The 18,317-nt window shown below is 67.6% G+C and carries 17 protein-coding genes; 10 read left to right on the plus strand and 7 right to left on the minus strand.

Annotated elements, in window-relative coordinates:
- Positions 1 to 24: 24 nt before the first annotated feature.
- The 5 genes from AC1DQR_RS01320 (at position 25) to alaC (ending at position 4,128) form a co-directional block, all read left to right on the plus strand.
- A complete protein-coding gene (locus tag AC1DQR_RS01320) occupies positions 25 to 660 on the plus strand; it encodes a PadR family transcriptional regulator (protein WP_477132444.1) in 636 nt (211 codons plus the stop codon).
- A 71-nt stretch (positions 661 to 731) separates the two neighbouring features.
- Complete coding sequence (locus AC1DQR_RS01325) at positions 732 to 1,550, plus strand: siderophore-interacting protein (RefSeq protein WP_477132363.1); 819 nt, start codon at positions 732 to 734, stop codon at positions 1,548 to 1,550.
- Positions 1,551 to 1,676: 126 nt separating this feature from the next.
- Positions 1,677 to 2,138, plus strand: a complete 462-nt coding sequence (locus AC1DQR_RS01330; RefSeq protein WP_416052439.1) for a winged helix-turn-helix transcriptional regulator — start codon at positions 1,677 to 1,679, stop codon at positions 2,136 to 2,138.
- Between the two features lie 88 nt (positions 2,139 to 2,226).
- Positions 2,227 to 2,739 carry a 2-thiouracil desulfurase family protein gene (locus AC1DQR_RS01335; RefSeq protein ID WP_416052440.1) on the plus strand — a complete coding sequence of 171 codons (513 nt, stop codon included), beginning with the start codon at positions 2,227 to 2,229 and terminating at the stop codon, positions 2,737 to 2,739.
- 132 nt (positions 2,740 to 2,871) lie between these two features.
- The gene (alaC, locus tag AC1DQR_RS01340) at positions 2,872 to 4,128 is read left to right on the plus strand and encodes an alanine transaminase (RefSeq protein ID WP_416052441.1); all 1,257 of its coding nucleotides are present in this window, start codon (positions 2,872 to 2,874) and stop codon (positions 4,126 to 4,128) included.
- A gap of 60 nt (positions 4,129 to 4,188) precedes the next feature.
- Here the strand turns inward: alaC and AC1DQR_RS01345 are convergent, their stop codons facing one another.
- The 5 genes from AC1DQR_RS01345 to AC1DQR_RS01365 all read right to left on the minus strand — a co-directional run bounded on the left by AC1DQR_RS01345 (position 4,189) and on the right by AC1DQR_RS01365 (position 10,159).
- The gene (locus tag AC1DQR_RS01345) at positions 4,189 to 5,343 is read right to left on the minus strand and encodes an enoyl-CoA hydratase/isomerase family protein (protein WP_416052442.1); all 1,155 of its coding nucleotides are present in this window, start codon (positions 5,341 to 5,343) and stop codon (positions 4,189 to 4,191) included.
- 10 nt (positions 5,344 to 5,353) lie between these two features.
- Positions 5,354 to 6,124 carry an enoyl-CoA hydratase gene (locus AC1DQR_RS01350; protein ID WP_043354937.1) on the minus strand — a complete coding sequence of 257 codons (771 nt, stop codon included), beginning with the start codon at positions 6,122 to 6,124 and terminating at the stop codon, positions 5,354 to 5,356.
- Positions 6,121 to 7,020 carry a 3-hydroxyisobutyrate dehydrogenase gene (mmsB, locus tag AC1DQR_RS01355; protein WP_477132364.1) on the minus strand — a complete coding sequence of 300 codons (900 nt, stop codon included), beginning with the start codon at positions 7,018 to 7,020 and terminating at the stop codon, positions 6,121 to 6,123. The genes AC1DQR_RS01350 and mmsB overlap by 4 nt, the downstream gene beginning before the upstream one ends.
- A gap of 396 nt (positions 7,021 to 7,416) precedes the next feature.
- Complete coding sequence (locus tag AC1DQR_RS01360; RefSeq protein ID WP_416052444.1) at positions 7,417 to 8,937, minus strand: CoA-acylating methylmalonate-semialdehyde dehydrogenase; 1,521 nt, start codon at positions 8,935 to 8,937, stop codon at positions 7,417 to 7,419.
- Between the two features lie 88 nt (positions 8,938 to 9,025).
- A complete protein-coding gene (locus tag AC1DQR_RS01365; RefSeq protein WP_477132365.1) occupies positions 9,026 to 10,159 on the minus strand; it encodes an acyl-CoA dehydrogenase family protein in 1,134 nt (377 codons plus the stop codon).
- A gap of 213 nt (positions 10,160 to 10,372) precedes the next feature.
- Between AC1DQR_RS01365 and AC1DQR_RS01370 the strand changes: the two genes are divergently transcribed.
- Positions 10,373 to 11,410 (plus strand): AraC family transcriptional regulator, encoded by a 1,038-nt coding sequence (locus tag AC1DQR_RS01370; RefSeq protein WP_416052445.1) that lies wholly within the window; start codon positions 10,373 to 10,375, stop codon positions 11,408 to 11,410.
- Between the two features lie 19 nt (positions 11,411 to 11,429).
- Here the strand turns inward: AC1DQR_RS01370 and AC1DQR_RS01375 are convergent, their stop codons facing one another.
- Positions 11,430 to 12,629 carry a GGDEF domain-containing protein gene (locus AC1DQR_RS01375; protein ID WP_416052446.1) on the minus strand — a complete coding sequence of 400 codons (1,200 nt, stop codon included), beginning with the start codon at positions 12,627 to 12,629 and terminating at the stop codon, positions 11,430 to 11,432.
- A 282-nt stretch (positions 12,630 to 12,911) separates the two neighbouring features.
- Here AC1DQR_RS01375 and AC1DQR_RS01380 point away from each other — a divergent pair, with 282 nt between their 5' ends.
- The 4 genes from AC1DQR_RS01380 to shc all read left to right on the plus strand — a co-directional run bounded on the left by AC1DQR_RS01380 (position 12,912) and on the right by shc (position 17,704).
- On the plus strand, positions 12,912 to 13,871 hold the full coding sequence (locus tag AC1DQR_RS01380; protein WP_477132366.1) for a LysR substrate-binding domain-containing protein: 960 nt from the start codon (positions 12,912 to 12,914) through the stop codon (positions 13,869 to 13,871).
- Positions 13,872 to 13,997: 126 nt separating this feature from the next.
- Positions 13,998 to 14,882 (plus strand): substrate-binding domain-containing protein, encoded by an 885-nt coding sequence (locus AC1DQR_RS01385; protein WP_416052448.1) that lies wholly within the window; start codon positions 13,998 to 14,000, stop codon positions 14,880 to 14,882.
- A 222-nt stretch (positions 14,883 to 15,104) separates the two neighbouring features.
- On the plus strand, positions 15,105 to 15,644 hold the full coding sequence (locus tag AC1DQR_RS01390) for a TetR/AcrR family transcriptional regulator (protein ID WP_477132367.1): 540 nt from the start codon (positions 15,105 to 15,107) through the stop codon (positions 15,642 to 15,644).
- On the plus strand, positions 15,641 to 17,704 hold the full coding sequence (gene shc, locus AC1DQR_RS01395; protein WP_477132368.1) for a squalene--hopene cyclase: 2,064 nt from the start codon (positions 15,641 to 15,643) through the stop codon (positions 17,702 to 17,704). Before AC1DQR_RS01390 ends, shc begins: the two co-directional genes overlap by 4 nt.
- 38 nt (positions 17,705 to 17,742) lie before the next feature.
- Here shc and AC1DQR_RS01400 read toward each other — a convergent pair whose 3' ends face one another.
- The gene (locus AC1DQR_RS01400; protein WP_416052450.1) at positions 17,743 to 18,204 is read right to left on the minus strand and encodes a hypothetical protein; all 462 of its coding nucleotides are present in this window, start codon (positions 18,202 to 18,204) and stop codon (positions 17,743 to 17,745) included.
- Positions 18,205 to 18,317: the final 113 nt, after the last annotated feature.

The following is an 18,317-nucleotide window of genomic DNA, read 5'->3' on the forward strand; positions in this document are numbered from 1 at the left end:
TCCTCGCACCATGGCCGCCAAGCCATTGGCCGCCACCACCACCACGGCGGTGGCCCCGGCGGCTTCTTTGGTGGCGGCGGCGATGGCTTCGACGGCGACGGCGATAGCTGGCGGCGTGGCCGCAAGTTCAGCTCGGACGATCTTCAACTCATGCTGCTGTCCTTGCTGGAAGAGAAGCCCAGCCATGGCTATGAGCTGATCAAGGCGCTGGAGGCCCGCACCAACGGCTTCTACAAGCCCAGCCCGGGCATGGTCTATCCGGCCCTGACCTTCCTCGAAGAACTTGGCTACGCCACGGTGGACACCGAGGGCAACAAAAAGCGCTATCAGCTGGCGGGGCCGGGCCTGGCCCATCTCGACGCCAACCGTGAGCGGCTGGCCCTGATGCTCAACAAGCTCAAGCACGTGGCGCGCAAGATGGAGTGGGTGCGGCGCGCGCTGTCGGGCGAAGCCGCCGAGCCGGGTGCGGCGGGCGTAGCCGCCGACGAGCGTGAAGCCGCGGGCGGCTGGCTGCCCGAGTTCGTCGAGGCGCGCGTGGCGCTCAAGCGGGCGCTGCTGCTGCGCACCGATGCCACGCCGGACGAGCAGCGCCGCATCGCCGCCATCCTGGCGCGGGCAACCGCCGAGATCAACGCCGGCCAGGGCGGCCAGGGTGCCTAATGCTGACCCGCATCCCGACACTCCACATTCCGTATGCCTCATTCCCCTCATTCCCGCCAACCAGGAAATCCATGACTACTCGTGATCTCACCGTGCAACGCGTTCGCCATGAACTCAAGATGCGCTTGCTGCAAGTGGTGCGTACCCAGGCGGTGTCGCCGCAACTGCTGCGCGTGACGCTGGCTGGCGAAGACCTGAAGGGCTTTGTCTCCGCGTCTTTCGACGACCACATCAAGGTGTTCTTCCCCGCACCGGGGCAAAGCAAGCCCGCGTTGCCGGAGCTTGGCCCCAATGGCCCTGTGTTTCCCGAAGGCCAGCCCAAGCCCGCCGCGCGCGACTACACGCCGCGCCGTTACGATGCCGCCGCCGGCGAGCTCGATATCGAGTTCGTGCTGCATGGCGATGGCCCTGCCTCGACCTGGGCCGCGCAGGCTGCGCCCGGCCAGTATCTGGGCGTGGGCGGCCCGCGTGGGTCGTTCGTGATTCCCGAGGGCTTCGACTGGCACCTGCTGGTAGGCGACGAAACCGCGCTGCCTGCCATCGGCCGCCGCCTTGAGGAACTGCCGTCCGGCGTGCGCGCGCTGGTGGTGCTGGCGGTGGACAACGCCGCCGCCGAAATCCCGCTGCCCAGCCGCGCCGACGTGGAGATCCACTGGCAGCACCGCGACAGCGCACCGGCAGATTGCGCCGCCGGGCTGCTGGAACAAGCCTTGCGCGAGGTCACGTTGCCGCGCGGCGAAGGCTATGTCTGGGCGGCTGGCGAGGCCGCGTCGATTCGCGCCGTGCGTCAGTACCTGGTGGGTGAGCGCGGCATCGAGAAGGGCCGCATCCGCGCGGCCAGCTACTGGAAGGCCGGTGCCGCAGCCGTGCACGAGAACATCGACGACTGAGCGGCGCATGCCGGGGGCAGTGCAAGCCTTGAAGGCCGGATCAACTGGTTTTACAATGCAACCGCCTCGCCATTAGCGCCGCATTCCGCGGCGCGCCGCATCTGGCGAGTGAAACGGAGTTGCACTATGGTCCGGCGAACCAGCCTGGAAGGCGCCGCATGTCCCGTGGCCCGCTCGCTCGACGTGATCGGCGACTGGTGGTCGCTGCTGATCGTGCGCGATGCCTTCGATGGCTTGCGGCGCTTTGGCGAGTTCCAGCGCAGCCTTGGCCTGGCAAAGAACATCCTTGCCGGCCGGCTGCGCACGCTGCTCGCGCACGGCATCCTGGAACAGGTGCCGGCCTCCGACGGCAGCGCCTACCAGGAATACGTGCTGACGCCGAAAGGGCGCGCGCTGTTCCCGGTGGTGGTGGGCTTGCGGCAGTGGGGCGAAGCGTTCTTCTATGCCCCTGGTGAGCCGCATTCCGTGCTGGTGGACAGCAAGGCTGGCAAGCCCGTGCGGCCGCTCGAGGTGCGTGCCGAGGATGGCCGGTTGCTTGGGCCCGACGATGCGGTGGTCCGCAAGGTCGGCGAGAACGCGTTGCAGTAAGTCCGGCGCCGGATGCATCGACCATCCCGACCTTCAACACTGTTCAGCACTGTTCGGCACTGTCCGACACCTTCTCTCGCTCATCGCCATGCCGCAAACATCTCTCACCCGGCCGCCCCTTCTTGTCAGCGCCTGCCTGCTAGGCCAGCCCGTGCGCTATGACGGCCAGGCCAAGGCCCAGCCCGACGCCACGCTGGCCATGCTGGCGCGGCATTTCGAACTGATTCCGGTCTGCCCGGAGTCCATGGGGGGCTTGCCGACGCCGCGCCCACCGGCCGAGATCGTCGGCGGCAGCGGCGCGCAGGTGCTGGCCGGCGCGGCCATCGTGCGCGATGCCACCGGTGCCGATGTGACCGCGCCGTTCGTGGCAGGCGCTCGCGACGCACTGGCCATCGCCCGGCAGCGTCAATGCGGGCACGCGCTGCTCAAGGCCTTGAGCCCCTCATGCGGTAATCACGAGCACTACGATGGCTCGTTTGGCGGCGTGCTGCGCCCGGGCCAGGGCGTGGCCGCGGCGTTTCTGGCCGAGGCCGGCGTGCGCGTGTGGAACGAAAGCGAGATCGATGCCCTGATCCGCACGGCCGGCGTGCCCGGCGCGTAGCGGTGCCGCCGCCCAGCTTGCAAAAGCCGTAGACGCGGCCGGTATTCGCCGCTAAGATCTTTCCGGTCAGCCGCACCAACGGCTGGCAGCGTCGCTCGGACGGTTCCGGGCGCTTACGTTCAAGGAAAATCCATGTCAGCCTCCGCAGGCAAGCGCCGCTTCGCGCGTATCGATCGTCTTCCCCCGTACGTCTTCAATATCACCGCCGAGCTGAAAATGGCGGCGCGCCGCCGTGGCGAAGACATCATCGACATGAGCATGGGCAACCCGGACGGCGCCACGCCGCCGCACATCGTTGCCAAGCTGACCGAAGCCGCGCAGCGCCCCGACACCCACGGCTACTCCGCCTCCAAGGGCATCCCGCGACTGCGCCGCGCCATCTCGCACTGGTATCGCGAGCGCTACGACGTCGAGATCGATCCGGACACCGAGGCCATTGTCACCATCGGCTCCAAGGAAGGGCTGGCCCACCTGATGCTGGCCACGCTCGATCGCGGCGACACCGTGCTGGTGCCCGACCCGAGCTACCCCATCCATATCTATGGCGCGGTGATTGCCGGGGCCGATATCCGCTCCGTGCCGCTGGTGCCGGGCGTGGACTTCTTCGCCGAGATGGAGCGCGCCATTCGCGGCAGCTATCCCAAGCCGAAGATGATCGTGCTGGGCTTTCCGTCGAATCCCACCGCGCAATGCGTGGAGCTGGACTTTTTCGAGCGCGTGATCGCGCTGGCGCGCAAGCACGATATCTTCGTGGTGCACGACCTTGCCTATGCCGACATCGTGTTCGATGGCTGGAAGGCGCCGTCGATCATGCAGGTGGAAGGGGCGAAAGACATTGCCGTGGAGTTCTTCACGCTGTCCAAGAGCTACAACATGGCAGGCTGGCGCATCGGCTTCATGGTGGGTAACCCGGATCTGGTGGCCGCGCTCACGCGCATGAAGAGCTATCACGATTACGGCACGTTTACCCCGCTGCAGGTGGCCGCCATTGCCGCGCTGGAAGGCGACCAGCAATGCGTGAAGGAGATCGCCGCGCACTACCAGACACGCCGCGACGTGCTGGCGCGCGGGTTGATCGAATCCGGCTGGCCGGTGGAGATTCCCAAGGCGTCGATGTATATCTGGGCGCGCATCCCCGAGCCGTATCGCGCGCTGGGCTCGCTGGAGTTCTCCAAGCAACTGCTGGCCAAGGCCAAGGTCTGCGTCTCGCCCGGTATCGGCTTTGGCGACTATGGCGACGAATACGTGCGCTTCGCCCTGATCGAGAACGAAGCGCGCATCCGCCAGGCGGTGCGCGGCATCAAGGCAATGTTCCGCGCGGACGGGCTGGTGAAGGTGCCGGTGGACGAGCACCAGCCGCATGGCCACGCGCTGAAGCCCAAGGACTAAGTGCGTGGTTTTATTCGCATGCACGTGACCACACGCCGGCGCCATGCCGGCGTGCAACCATCAGGCTTGCCCTGATCGGCCAAGCATGGCCAGCGGGTGGGACTCACGCGGCCATGCGCTGTCGAAGAACGACTGCACCACGGCCTCGCTGACCTCGCTCGCATCATTCACGCGCCAGCGCGGCGCATTGTCCTTGTCGACGATCAGCGCGCGCACCCCCTCGATGAAATCGCCCTGCGTGAACGCGTGTGACACCACGCCGAGCTCCATGCGGAAACAATCGGCAAGATCCAGGTCGCGGCCGCGCAGCAGCAATTCCTGCGTGACCGCCATCATCAGCGGCGATCGCCCGCGCAGGATCTCAAGCGTGCGCGCGGCCCAGTCGGCATAGGCCGGGTCGGATTCCGCGGCCAGGCTTTCGAGCAGGCCGGCCACGCTGGCGTCTGCCCGGAAATGCCGCAGCACGGCAGGCAGCACCGACTGCAGCGGCGCCGCCGGCGCGCTGGCGGCAGGCGTTGCCTGCAACGCGGCGCGCAGGTCCGCCAGCACGTCGCCTGTCCAGGTGATGGCTGCCAGCGTCTGCTCGAAGTGCTCCAGGCTTGCGGCAGGCACGGCGATGTCGGCCAGCTTGCACAGCAGCGTATCGGCAGCGCCAAGCGTCACGCCCGTCAGCCCGACATAGAGCGCCAGGGCCAGCGGCAGCTTCGACAAGAAATGGCTCGCGCCCACATCGGGCACCAGGCCAATGCCGGTCTCCGGCATGGCCACGCGCGAGCGCTCGGTAACCACGCGCAGGTGCGCGGCCTGCGCCAGGCCCATGCCGCCGCCCATGACAATGCCGTCCATCAGCGCCACGACCGGCTTGGGGTAGCAGTGCAGGCGATAGTCGAGCTGGTACTCGTCCACGAAGAACTGGCGATGCAGCGCCGTACCCGCGTGGAAGCTGTCGTACAGCGCGCGGATGTCGCCGCCGGCGCAGAACGCCTTGGGGCCCGCGCCGCGCAGCACCACCGCGGCGATGTCGTCGCGCGCGGCCCAGGCGGCAAGCTGCGCATCGACCAGGCCGATCATCGGGTAGGACAAGGCGTTCAGCTGGCGCGGCCGGTTGAGCGTGATCAGGCCGATGCCGTTGATCTCATCGAAGCGCACCTCGGCTTCCGCGCTTGGTGCGGCTGCGGGGCGTTCCTGGGCGGCATCGTTCGGGTTCAGGCGCATGGCGTGGCTCCTAGGCATTGCGCCATTGCGGCGCACGTTTTTGCAGGAAGGCGTTGACGCCTTCGCGCTGGTCCTCGCCGTCGAACAGGTCGACAAAGCGCTCGCGCTCCAGCGCCAGCGCCGGGCCGCGCGGCACGCCCTGGCGCGCCAGGTGCACCAGCTGCTTGCTGTAGGCAGCCGCGCGCGGGCTCACATTGCTGGCGCGCTCGGCCAGGCGCAGCGCCGCGTCCAGCGCCTGGCCCGTGGGCACCATCTCTTCCACCAGCCCGATGCGCAGCGCGGTGGCGGCATCGATGCGCTCGTTGGCCAGGATCATGCGCTTGGCCCAACCCTCGCCCACCAGCCAGGGCAGGGTTTGCGTGCCGCAGCCACACGGCAGCAGGCCGACGCCAGCTTCCGGCAGCGCCATCTGGGCCTGTTCCTCGGCAATGCGCACGTCGCAGGCCAGCGCGCATTCCAGCCCGCCGCCCATGGCATAGCCGTTGATCGCCGCGATCACCAGGGGGCGTGCGTTTTGCAGCGCCTCGAAGGCGGCGCCGAAGCGTTGCGCCATCAGCCGCGCATGAGCGCGATCGCCGTCGGCAAAACCATTGAGGTCGGCGCCGGCGCTGAAGAAGCGGCTGCCGTCGCCGGTGATCACGATGGCGCGCACGCGCGTGTCCGCATTCAGCGTGGCCACTAGTTGCTGCAACTGTGCCAGCCCCTCGGCATTGAACGCATTGGCGGGCGGGCGCTTGAGGGTGAGGCGGGCGATATGCCCGTCGATGACGTGCTCGATCATGCTTGCCGCTCCTCTTGTGCCAGGTACTGGCGGATCACGCCCGAGAAGTCGAGCTGTCCGTCGCCGGCCTGGCTCACCGCCTGATAGATCTGCTGGGCCAGTGCCCCGAGGAACAGCGGTTGCCGCACGCTGCGGGCAGCATCCGTGGCCAGGCCCAGGTCCTTGAGCATCAGGTCCGCGCCAAAGCCGCCGCTGTAGCCGCGCGAGGCCGGCGCGGTCTCGATCACGCCCGGGTAGGGGTTGCAGGTGTCGGCGGCCCAGCAACGGCCGGTGGAGGTGTTGACGATCCCGGCCAGCACGCCGGCGTCGATGCCCAGCTTGACGCCGAGCGCCATGGCTTCCGATACGCCGATCATGGAGATGCCGAGGATCAGGTTGTTGCAGATCTTGGCGACCTGTCCCGTGCCGGTGTCGCCGCAATGGACGATGTTGCGGCCCATGCCGGACAGCACAGGTTTCAGTTGTTCGAACAGGGTTGGTTCGGCGCCGACCATGAACGTCAGCGTGCCAGCTTGCGCGCCACCGGTGCCGCCGGAGACGGGGGCGTCGGCAATCGGGTTGCCTTGCTGGTTGGCCTCGGCGGCCAGTGCGCGGATGGTGGCCGGGTCGATGGTGCTGGAGTCCACGAGCGGTACGCCGGGCCGTACGCCGGCAAGGACGCCTTCCGGGCCGAGGTAGGTGGCGCGGACGTGCGTGGCGGCCGGCAGCATGGTGATGACGAAGTCGGCTTCGGCGGCGCCCTTGCGGGCGGAGGGGGCTACGGCTGCGCCGTCGGCTTGCAGGGCTGACAGGGCGGTGGGGTTGAGGTCGAAAACGGTCAGGGTGTGGCCTGCCTTGAGCAGGTTGCGGGCCATGGGGGCGCCCATGTTGCCTAGGCCGATGAAGGCTATGTGCATGTTGGGTCCTTGCTATTGGTGTTCGGTGGTTGGTGGTTGGTGGTTGGTGGTTGGTGGTTGGTGGTTGGTGGTTGGTGGTTGGTGGTTGGTGGTTGGTGGTTGTGGCGACTGCAACTGCTTAAGTTCAGCATGAAATTCAACTGCAGTTTCACCACCCCTGCGGGGCGGCGACCTACTTTCTTGTCTTGCCAAGAAAGTAGGCAAAGAAGGCGCCCCATACGGCCTAGGTGAACCTTGACGGCTCGCTTCGCATCGCGTTGGGGTGTGGCCCGCCCTTCGGGCGCTTCACACGGCTACAACAATGGGTTGATCTTGCCGCTGGTTGGCTCTCCTCTCCCACTTGTGGGAGAGGAGCGGGGGAGAGGGCGGGCGCTGGCCGAAGGCGATGCGTGCCGGTCAGCGCAGGCTGATCGTCGTATTCACCCCGTCGTTTACCGTTGCGTCGTCAAACCACCTTGCCGTGACGGTCTTCGTCTGCGTATAGAACTGCACCACTTGCTTGCCATAGGGGCCGAGGTCGCCGAGCTTGGAGCCGCGTGAGCCGGTGAAGCTGAAGTAGGGCACGGGTACCGGGATGGGGATGTTGATGCCGACCTGGCCGACGTCGATCTCGCTCTGGAACTTGCGGGCGGCAGCGCCGCTTTGCGTGAATACGCCGGTGCCGTTGCCGAAGGGGTTGCGGTTGACCAGGGCGATGGCTTCGTCGAGGGTGTCTACGCCGATCACTACCAGCACCGGGCCGAAGATCTCCTGGGTGTAGATAGACATCTCGGTGGTGACATCGGCAAACACGGTAGGGCCGATGAAGTTGCCTTCCGGGTAGCCGGCTACCTGCACGTTGCGGCCATCGAGCGCCAGCGTTGCGCCTTCGCGTTCGCCGGCTTCGATCAGGCCGAGCACGCGCTGCTTGGCGGCGACGGAGACTACCGGGCATACGTCGGTGCCGGGCTCGTTGCCGGCGCCGACCTTGAGCGTGGCGGCCTTGGCCACGAGTTCGGGCAGCCATTCGCGCGCGGCGCCCACCAGCACGGCTACCGAAGTCGCCATGCAGCGCTGGCCGGCGGCGCCGAAGGCTGCGCCGGCCAGCGCGTTGAGCGTGTGCTCGCGGTGCGCGTCGGGCAGCACCACGGCGTGGTTCTTGGCGCCCATCATCGATTGCACGCGCTTGCCGTGCGCGCCGGCGAGGTTGTAGACGTGGGTGCCCACGGCGGTGGAGCCGACAAAGGAAACCGCCTTGATGTCCGGGTGCGTGCACAGCGCGTCCACCACCTCGCGCGCGCCATGGACCACGTTGAGCACGCCGGCGGGCACGCCGGCCTCGATGGCCAGCTTGACCAGTTCCATGGTGGACAGCGGGTCTTGCTCCGATGGCTTGAGCACGAAGGTGTTGCCGCACACGATCGCCATGGGGAACATCCACAGCGGGATCATGGCCGGGAAGTTGAACGGCGTGATGCCGGCGCACACGCCAATCGGCTGCTGCAGGGTGTAGGTATCGACCGTGGCGGCCACGTTCTCGGCAAAGCCGCCTTGCTGCAGCGTGCCGATCGAGCACGCGTGTTCCACGACCTCAAGCCCGCGGAAGATGTCGCCTTCGGCGTCGGCCAGGGTCTTGCCTTGCTCGGCGGTGAGGATGGCGGCGATGCGCTTGCTGTGCTCGCGGATCAGCGCCTGGTACTTGAGCATGATGCGCAGGCGCGCGCCCAGCGGCGTGTGGCGCCACGTGGCAAAGGCGCGGTGCGCGGCGCCCACGGCGGCATTGACCTCGGCCGCGGTGGCCAGCGGCACCTGCGCCAGCACCTGCTGGGTGGCCGGATTGACCACGGGGCGGAATTCGGTGGCAGCGGACTCCACCCACTCGCCGTTGATCAACAGCTTGACGATGGGCACGGCGGCGTTGGGGTTTTGGGCACTCATGGGGTGGTCTCCGTCGGTTCTCAGTGTGGGTGGTGCAAGACAGGAAAGTGGTAGGGCAAGTCGTTGGGAAAGCCGTCGGGCAATCGGCTCAAAGGGTGCGGGCGATCAGCATGCGCTGGATCTCACTGGTGCCTTCGTAGATCTGCGTAATGCGGGCGTCGCGGTAATGGCGCTCGACCGGGTAGTCTTCCAGGTAGCCGTAGCCGCCATGGATCTGCAGCGCCTTGGAGCACACGCGCTCGGCCAGTTCGGAGGCATAGAGCTTGGCCTGCGAGGCTTCCGACAGGCAGGGCTGGCCGGCCGTGCGCATATGCGCGGCGCGGTGCACCAGCAGGCGTGCCGCGTTGAGCTCGGTGGCCATGTCGGCCAGCATGTTGGCAATGGGCGCATGCTCGCGCAGCGGGCGGCCAAACTGCACACGCTCGGCAGCGTAGCGGCAGGCGGCCTCAAAGGCCGAGCGGGCGATGCCGAGTGCTTGCGCGGCAATGCCGATGCGCCCGCCCTCCAGGTTTGACAGGGCAATGCGCAGTCCCTCGCCGGGTTCGCCGAGCAGCGCGTCGTGCGGCACGTGGCAGTCGTCCAGCGTGATGGCGCAGGTGTCGGAGGCGCGGATGCCCATCTTGCGCTCGGGTGTGTGCACCGAGAAGCCGGGCGTATCGGTGGGCACCACGAAGGCCGACAGCCCGCGCTTGCCTTGTGCCGGCTCGGTAGCGGCAAACACGATGGCCACGCCTGCGCGTTGCCCGTTGGTGACGAACTGCTTGCTGCCGGACAGCACCCAGCCATTGTCCGTGGCGCCCGCCCTGGTGCGCAGGTTGTGCGCTTCCGAGCCGGCCTGCGGCTCGGTCAGGCAGAACGCGCCGATGATCTCGCCGCTGGCCAGGCGCGGCAGGTAGCGCTCTTTTTGCGCCTGCGTGCCGTAGTGCAGGATCGGGCCGCAGCCCACCGAGTTGTGCACGCTCATCAGGGTGGCGCAGGCGGCGCAGCCTGCGGCGATTTCCTCGATGGCCAGCGCGTAGGCGATGTAGTCGGTATACGTGCCGCCCCATTCCTCCGGCACGATCATGCCGAGCAGCCCGAGCGCGCCCATCTCCGCCACCACCTCCGGCGGCAACTGGCCGGCACGGTCCCACTCGGCGGCGCAGGGCGCCAGGCGCTCGCTGGCGAAGGCGCGAGCGGTGTCGCGGATCATGGCTTGCTGTTCGCTGAATTCGTGGTGCATGGCGGCTCGGGTTGGGCCGGGATTGGCGTGGGGGCACGCGATCCGGGTTAGGCTGGCGGTCTGGTGGCCCGCACTGGGCGGGAGTGTTGGCAGCAAGTGTAGGAAGACAGGCGAGGCGCTCCTATGCCAGAATCCGCCAACCTTGCTGAACTCGTTTGCCACTGCCGGCAAGCCTGGGCCAGCAAGCCATCCGTTCCCGATCCTTGCCTTTCCATGGAAAAACACAGTGTCGCCATCTGCTTCGTGCATCACGCCATCGCGGGCTTGCGCGCGCGCGGCATCGCGCCGGAGCCGGTGCTGCAGGCGGCGGGCATCGTGCCCGCGCTGCTGGCGGTGCCGCAGGCGCGTGTGTCAGCGGCAAGCTATAGCGCGCTGTGGATGGAGGTGGCCGCCGCGCTGGACGATGAATTCTTTGGCCAGGACTCGCGCCGCATGAAGTGCGGCAGCTTTGCCATGCTGTGCCACGCCATCGTGGGCAGCAAGACGCTGGCGCAGGGGCTGGAGAGGGTGGTGCGTTATTTCGGCTTGCTGCTGGATGATATCGGCGTGCGGCTGGAGCGCGAAGGCGTGGGCGGTGAGCCCGGCGCTGGCAAGCGCGGACGGGCTGCGCTGGTGCTCACGGCCACCTCAAGCCAGCCGCCGAGCGTGTTCGCGCAGGAGACCATGCTGATCATGCTGCACGGGCTGATGAGCTGGCTGCTGCGCCGGCGGGTGCCCGTGCTGCTGGCGGCGTTCAGCTATCCGGAGCCGGCCTATAGCGCCGAGTACCGCCTGATGTACTCGCGCCGCCTGGCGTTCGGCCAGCCGGCCACGGCGCTGGTGTTCGACGCGGCCTGGCTGGACCAGCCGGTGCACCAGGACGAGCGTAGCCTCAAGGCCTTCCTGCGCGACGCACCGCACAACGTGGTGGTGAAATACACCGACCGCACCAGCATCATGGCGCGCGTGCGGCGCCAGTTGCGCTCGCAGCCGCCGGAGCAGTGGCCCACCTTCGACCGCCTGGCGCACGACGTGCACATGTCGTCATCGTCGCTACGGCGCCGGCTGATGGAGGAGGGCGGGACTTACCAGCAACTGAAGGATGAGATGCGGCGCGATCTGGCCATCGAAGCGCTGAGCCATTCCAGCCGTCCGCTGGCGGAAATCGCGGCCGACCTTGGCTTTGCCGAGCCAGGTGCGTTCCATCGCGCGTTCCGGCGCTGGACCGGGTTGCGGCCCGGGGCGTACCGGGGCACGCCGTTGCAGGCTTAGAGTGGCCGTTTCGGCTCAGTCAATGCTTGCCAGTGGCCAGTTCGGAGGGCGCGCTGGCCGCTGCCGGGGCAGGCACATGCGCCAGCATGCGGTTGCGTCCCGATAGCTTGGCCATGTAGAGCGCCGTATCGGCGCGCGCAGTGAGCTGCGCCAGGCTCTCGCCAGGGTGCCACCCGGCATAGCCGCCGCTCACCGTGTAGCGCACGGTGCCGAACGGGCCACTGACTCGGCTACCTTCGGCCAGCAGGCGGATGCGCTCGGCGGCAGGGCGGGCCGCTTCCAGCGAACTGGCTGGCAGCAGCACGACGAATTCCTCGCCGCCCATGCGGCCGATGCTGTCAGGCGCGCGCAGGCTGGCGGCGGCCAGGCGCGCGAACTCGACAAGCACGGCATCGCCGGCGGCATGGCCGAAGGTGTCGTTGACCGCCTTGAAGTGGTCGATGTCGATGATGAGCAGCACCGGCGGAGGGCCGCCGCGCCCGGCGCGCGCCAGCTCGCGCGCGGCCTCGTTCTCGAACGCCTTGCGCGACATCACGCCGGTCAGGAAATCGGTGTTGGCCACGGCCTCGAGCTGGCGCACCATGGCGTCGTGGATCATCAGCACGGCGCCCATGGTGAGGCCCGGCATGGCCAGTGCGCCGAGCACCAGGAAGGCGGCATTCAATCCGGGCGTGCTCGTCGTGGCAGGGTGGTCCATGATGGAGAGCGCGGACAGCACGCCCCGCAATGCATGCGCTGCGGACAGGAAGAAGGCGAACCCGGCGGTGGTCAGGTAATGGCTGGCCGGGCGAGCGCGCGGGCGGTAGCGCACCAGCACGTACCCTGCGCAGGCGCAGAATGTGGCGTGGAATGCCGAGACGATGACCACGCGGGTATTGAAATCATTGAATACATAGCGCCACGTCACGACGCCGGCCACCACGGCGAGGGTGCCCGCGATCATCGCGCGCCAGGGTGGCTGCCGCCCGCAGAAGCGGGCGATGCCCGCATGAAACAATGCCATCCCCCAAGCCAGCGCCCCGTTGGCCACCACGATCGATAGCGCATCCGGGATCCTGTCGCGCAGTGTAATCAGCAGCAGCGCGACCATGGCCGTCAGGTTGGCTTGCCACCACAGCGTCACGCCCGGCAGGCCGCAGCGCCGCAGCGACCAGACGATCGCCAGCATCATGACGCTAAGGAGCGTCGTAACGGCTAGCAGGGCGAACGGGTCGGACATCTGCAAATTTCCTCCGGTGCAGTGGGTGGACGTGATGAGGCGCGATGAGGCTTGGTGAGGCGGGTTGTCTCGCCGGGCCTGGCGGCGAAGCTCGCGAGAATACCTTAATGGCGTTGTCCCCATTCACCTACGCACGTGGGGTGTCGGACATCCGCCTGCCACAGGCCGGTGCGAGAGGACGCGCCGGGGCCGGACGGCTAGAATGCTGGGCGGAGCGCTTTGATCGGCGGGGCGCATCAATGCCTGCCTGATCCCTTCATCACTGCCCTAGCCTGGAACACAATGCAACCGATCAGATTCGACCTCGGCGACCTGCAGGCGATGGTGGCCGTGGTGGAGCAAGGCGGCTTCCGCGCTGCCGCCGAGGCTCTCAGCCTGTCGCAGCCGGCCCTGTCGCGTCGTATCGACAAACTGGAGCAGGCGCTCAATGTCAGGCTGTTCGAGCGCACCACGCGCCGCGTCACCCTGACCGTAGTGGGCCGGGAGTTTGTCGGCAAGGCGCGCGCGCTGCTGGCGGAAGTGGAATCTTCCCTGATGGGCATCGGCGACGCGGCCGCGACGCGCTCAGGCGAGGTGACGATTGCCTGCGTGCCGTCGGCGGCGCATTACTTCCTGCCGGCGGTGATCGCGCGCTTTCATGCGCAATTCCCCAACGTCCGCGTCAAGATGGTGGACGAAGGCGCCAACGTCGTCTTGCACAGCGTGGCCAGCGGCGAGGCGGACTTTGGCCTGAACTTCATCGGCACGCAGGAGGCGGACCTGCTGTTCGAGCCCTTGCTGCGCGATCCTTTCGTGCTGGCTTGCCGCCACGACCATCCGCTGGCCCGGCGCCGCTCGGTGAAATGGGCTGAACTTGGCGCCCACACGCTGGTAGCGTTAGCCAAGTCGAGCGGCAACCGGCTGATGCTGGATCTTGCCCTGGCCGAGCTGCCGCTGCGGCCGGCCGCCTTCTACGAGGTGCGCCATGTCAGCAGCGTGCTCGCGCTGGTGGAGGCCGGGCTGGGGGTAGCGGCCGTGCCGCGCCTGGCGCTGCCCGGTGGCGAGCGCGCCACGCTGGTCGCAGTTCCCCTGCGCGATCCTGCCGTGTCCCGCACGCTGGGCATCCTGCGCCGCCGCGGGCGCACGTTGCCGGCGCATGCGCAAGCGCTGTACGACATGGTCGGGCAGGCGGTGGCACGGCGGGGCCGGAGCGCGGCCACATCGGCGCAAGGCAGGGGCCGCAGCGCCGGTATTGATGCGTAAAACCGATCAAAGCCAACAAACATTGCATTATCGCCGAACGTGGTGCTTGCATAGAATGGTCGGCCTGCGCCGCGGAGACTGAAGCGGGCAGGCCGATTCCCATTTCAATGCCCACAGAGAGCGCATATGACCACGCCGACCATGCTGACCATTGCCGCGCCGTACCCCGTCAAGGCAGCCCGCAAGCCTGTTTCCCCTTCCCATCTCCCTCGGCAACACAAGCAGCCATGGCTGGCACTCATGCTGGCCGGCGTGGCCAGCATGGCGCTGGCCGCCGGCAATGCGCTGGCCGACGAGGTCAAGGTCATGAATTCCGGCGGCTTTACCGCGGCCTACAAGGCGCTCGGCCCGGGCTTCGAGAAGGCCACCGGCAATACGCTGTCCACCGCATGGGGCCCGTCGATGGGCAAGTCGCCCGAGGCCATTCCCAACCGGCTCGCGCGCGGCGAGCATGCCGACGTGGTGATCATGGTGGCCTATGCGCTGGATGACCTGATCAAGCAAGGCAAGGTACTGCCGGACAGCCGGGTCGACCTGGCCGATTCGCGCATCGGCCTGTCGGTGCGCGAGGGCGCGCCCAAGCCGGATATCAGCACCGTTGACGCATTCCGCAAGACCCTTCTGGATGCCAGGTCCATCGCCTACTCGGACAGCGCCAGCGGCGTGTATGTCGAGACGGAGATGTTCCGGAAGCTGGGCATCGAGGCGCAGGTCAAGGGCCGTGCCCACAAGATAGAGAAGACACCGGTTGGCAGCGTGGTGGCGCAGGGCGAATACCAGATCGGGCTGCAGCAGGTCAGCGAGCTGCTGCCGGTCAAGGGTGCCAGCTTTGTTGGCAAGATTCCCGAGCCTTTGCAGAAAATCACGACATTTGCCGCCGGTGTGCCGGTGGGGGCGGAGCATCCTGAGGCCGGGCGCGCGCTGATTCGCTATCTGGCGTCGCCTGCGGCGCGGGGGGAGATCGAGCGCAGCGGCATGGATCCGGTCGTGGGGGATACGCGGAGGCAGTGAGTGTGAGAGGCCGGGCGGGCGCTGGTTGCGCGTTCGCCCTGGCGCTTGCCGTGGCAATCCGGAACGGCGGCGAAGCGGCGCCGGCGGGGCTGCTCCAGCGCGAGGAGACTTCATCCTGAAACGAGTTCCTGGCGCGCAGTGCAACCGGATTCAAAACAATCCGTCTGGATGGTATGATCTGCGCCCATGACACAAGCACACCGCCGAAAGAAGCAGCCCGACGTGCTGCGCCCGCAGCTATTGCACTCCGCTGCGCAGCTCGCGCTCGAATCCGGCCTGCGCGCCGTCACGCTGGATGCGGTGGCGGCGCGTGCCGGCGTCAGCAAGGGTGGCTTGCAGCATCATTTCCGCAACAAGCAGGCGCTGCTGGACGCGCTCTTCGACGATGCGGTTGAGACCTTCAACACCGACGTGGCCGCTGCGATCGCCCGCGACACGCAGGCCGAGGGCCGCGCGGCGCGAGCCTATATGCGGGCGACGTTGCAGGAAGAGCGGAACGAGGACGCCGCCAGCTATCTGCATCTGCTGCTGGCGCTGATGCTGACCGATGCCGATACGCGCGATCGCTGGGCACCACGCATTGCCGAAATCGCACGCCCCGATCCGCTGCCCGCGGCGGAGGCGGCGAGGCTGATGATTTGCCGCCTGGCTGCTGACGGGCTGTGGCTCGCCGACCTGCTGGGCAGCCAGTCGATGGAACACGGGCTGAAGGCGGAAGTTCTACGCCAGCTGGATCAGATGACCCGACGCCAGCCGCAATGAACGCACGATCGAACTCGCAATTGAATACCCAGTTGAATACCCAGTTGAATATCCAGCTAAACGCGCAACCTGGCACCTGGCAGGACGCCGGCGCGCCTGTGCAAGACACACCCGCCACACCCGACACCCCTGGCGCCGACGCGAATCTGCACCGGGCCATCGACGCGGCCCGCGACGCCCTGCTGAGCCACCAGCATCGCGACGGCCACTGGTGCTTCGAGCTGGAGTCCGATGCCACCATTACCGCGGAGTACATCCTGATGATGCACTTCGTGGACGAAATCGATGCCGATTTGCAGGCGGCGATGGCGGTCTACCTGCGAAGCATCCAGCGGCAAGACCGTCATGGTGGCTGGGATCAGTATCACGGCGGCGCGCTCGACGTGTCATGTAGCGTCAAGGCCTATTTCGCGCTGAAGGCGGCCGGCGACGACCCCGATGCCCCGCACATGGCCCAGGCCCGCCGCGCCATCCTGGCGCAGGGAGGGGCCGCCAAGGCCAATGTTTTCACCCGCATCCTCCTGGCCACGTTCGGGCAGGTGCCTTGGCGCGCCACGCCCTTCGTGCCGGTCGAGCTCATCCTGTTCCCGCGCTGGGCGCCGGTGCATCTGGACAAGATGGCCTACTGGGCGCGCTCCACGCTGGTGCCGCTGACGGTGCTGTGTTCGTTGCGGGCCAAGGCCGCCAATCCGCACCGTGTCGGGGTTAGCGAGCTGTTTGTCACGCCGCCCGAGCACGAGCGGCACTATTTCTCCCGCGAGGGCCTGATGCGCAAGGCCTTTCTGGTGGCCGACAAGCTGGCACGCACGATCGAGCCGTGGATTCCCGCCGCGGTGCGCAGGCGGGCCATCGCCCGGGCGCAAGCCTGGTGCGTGGAGCGCATGAACGGCGAGGATGGCCTGGGCGGCATCTTTCCGCCGATGGTGTACTGGTACGAGATGATGACGCTGCTTGGCGTGCCAAAGACCGATCCGGCACGCGCTACCTGCCTGGCCGCGATCCGCAAGCTCGTGGTGCGCCGCGCCGACGGCTCGGCCTATTGCCAGCCCTGTCTGTCACCGGTGTGGGATACCGCCTGGAGCATCATGGCCTTGCAGCACGCCGGCACCGACGCGCGCACGCAGCAGGCAGTGCAGCGCGCCTACGACTGGCTGGAAGCGCGGCAGGTGCGAGACCTGCGCGGCGATTGGGGCAAGCACGTGCCGGCCTCCGTGCAGCCCGGCGGCTGGGCGTTCCAGTACGCCAATGCCCATTACCCGGACATCGACGACAGCGCCGTGGTAGCCGCCATGCTGGCCGTGCACGCGCGCCGGATCGGCCAGCCCGAGCGCTACCAGGACGCGGTCGCGAGCGCCGTGAAATGGATGGTAGGCCTGCAATCGCGCAATGGCGGCTTTGGCGCCTTCGATGCCAATTGCGATCGCGATTACCTGAACCGCATTCCCTTCGCCGACCACGGCGCCCTGCTGGATCCGCCCACCGAGGACGTTTCCGGGCGTGTGCTGCTATGCATCGGCCTGAGCGGAAACCGCGAAGCGTACGCCGACGCCGTCGCGCATTGCGTGGCCTATCTGCGCCGCACGCAGCGCGCCGACGGCGCCTGGTGGGGGCGCTGGGGCAGCAACTATATCTATGGCACCTGGAGTGTGCTGGCGGGCCTGGCGCTGGTGGGCGAGGACGTGCGCCAGCCCTATATCCGCAAGGCAGTCGACTGGCTGCTACGCTGCCAGCACGCCGACGGCGGATGGGGCGAGACCAACGATAGCTACTTCGATGGCTCGCTGGCCGGCACTAATGGGGGCGAGAGCACGCCCAACTGCACCGCCTGGGCGCTGCTGGCCCTCTTTGCCGTGGGCGAGGTGGATACGCCCGCAGTGCGCAGGGGCATTGCTTACCTGCTGGACTGCCAGGCTGGCAGCGGCCTTTGGCAGCATCCGTCACACAATGCGCCGGGCTTCCCCCGCATCTACTACCTGAAGTACCACGGCTACACTGCCTACTTTCCGCTATGGGCGCTGACGCGCTACCGTCAGCTGGCAAGGCGCCCGGCGGCGAAGTAGGCGCCGAGGCGCCCCGAGGCGCCCCATACGGCCCCCCGTCAGTCGCGCATCGCCGGCATGGCGTTGCCAGTCAGCAGTACCGCCGCCTGCTCGCCATACGCCACCACGTAACCACCGTTGGACGCTTGCCATGCCTGCGCGCCTTGCCGGTCGGCGAACCAGAGTTGCTGGTAGTCGCCGAACTGTCCAAGGTCGAGGCGGTAGCGGTCCAGTACCCTGGCGGGCCGGCCGTCGATGTCGCGTTTGCACGCGGACCAGCTGGCGTAGCCCAGTTCGGCCGCCAGCAGTTGCAGGCAGTGCTTGAGCTGCAGGGTGTGGCGCAGCCGGTAGAGTTCCGCGACGCTTTGCGCGCGTACCTGCGCGCGGTGGATGCGCCGGATTACCGGTAGCGCCTGCATGGCTTGTTCGGCGTGGAGCTGGCGCAGCAGCCTGCGTGCATGGCGGCGCAGGAAGTCGCTATTGGGGGGGCGAGCTGGTGTGTTGAGCGTTGTGAGCCACATATCATGTCCTTTGCAATGCCGTTTCCCGCGGCGGCAAAAAAGGTCAATGGTGTGGTTCTTGCAACGAACTGGCGGTGCCGGGCTGGATCGCTCGGCGCCGTGCGGTACGGGCA

This window comes from Cupriavidus sp. 05L411, from assembly GCF_056398045.1.